Source organism: Oleiphilus sp. HI0132, from assembly GCF_001635845.1.
This window is the reverse complement of the sequence record NZ_LWGJ01001535.1, coordinates 1-1,247: the sequence shown is the minus strand read 5'-3', so window position 1 is coordinate 1,247 and position 1,247 is coordinate 1. Positions and strand designations below refer to the sequence as shown.

The following is a 1,247-nucleotide window of genomic DNA, read 5'->3' as shown; positions in this document are numbered from 1 at the left end:
TATAAAGTCGCTTTCTTTTATGTCAGTTTGTGTGGCTTCTTGAGCCGGCTCCGCGCAGGTATTATTCCGTAAACGATGAACCAATAAATCCAGTACCGACTGAGCTATTTGATAAGCATCTTCAGTGGCAGGGTCTGCATGATGAATAAGTATCAACTTGCCACTTAGGTTATCGAATACAACCAGCTGGTCAGACACCATAAGCAAGATATCAGGTGTACCCAAAGGATCTTCAGGACAGCTGTCAGCAAGCTTTGGTTCAATGTATCGAACGGTGTCATAACCAAAGTAGCCAACCAAACCGCCATTGAAGCGTGGTAAGCCTTCTATTTCGGGCACCTTGAAACGCGTTTGGAATTCCTCAACAAAAGCTAAAGGGTCACTGCACTCGTGTCGCTCGATGATTTCGCCATCTTGCTCGAGTGTGGCTGTGGAGCCAGAAATTCTAAGTACTTGCGTACAAGGCAAACCGATGATGGAGTATCGGCCCCATTTCTCGCCACCATGAACAGACTCTAGTAAATAAGAATAGGTGCCGTTAGCGAGTTTAAGATAAGTACTTAAGGGCGTATCGAGGTCAGCCAAGACTTCACGCGTGACAGGAATGCGATTGTAGCCTTGAGCCGCTAGTTGTGAAAAATGCTCAGGTGTCATAGGGTGTTCCTAACTAAATTCATAATCTATTAATTAAAACGAAGCGGTATACAGCGCAGGAGCTGCAAATATTGAACGAGCGCGTGCTCAATTAGCTAGCTTCGCCAGCGGCAGGGAAGCAGCGCACGAAGGGCTGCGAAATTATGAACGGATGTAGACACTGAACAGTCTCTCTACTCTAATCAATTAATAGGTATAAAACGGCCTACAGATTACCTCAGGCCTGTGAGTGAATCAATAGCTCAGGGTGCATGCTAGCTCGCTATTTGAGACTCTCATAGCTTTAAATATAGCAATTTTAGCCAAGGCAGCTGCTTAAGCTAAAAAAGACTACATTTTTTTGCTAAGACAGGTATATTAATTGAGGGCTAGGAATCCTTAGCTCAATGCGAACAGGATGTTTGCAGAATCTATTTCTATACTTTTTAAAAGGACTTAAAAATGAAGAACTTTCTTAAGCGCCCAACGATGGCGCTATCTGTGTTATTGGCTTCCTCATCACTTCAAGCTTTACCTGTTTATATCAATGAGTTTCACTATGATAATCAGGGGGCTGATCAAAATGAGTTTGTTGAAATAGCAGGCTTAAGTGG

At 43.5% G+C, this 1,247-nt stretch carries 1 pseudogene; it reads right to left on the bottom strand.

The features are described from left to right. Window positions 1-654 (bottom strand): annotated as a pseudogene (locus A3766_RS23605) (anthranilate synthase component I); the annotation flags it as partial. Between the last annotated feature and the right edge of the window lie 593 nt (window positions 655-1,247).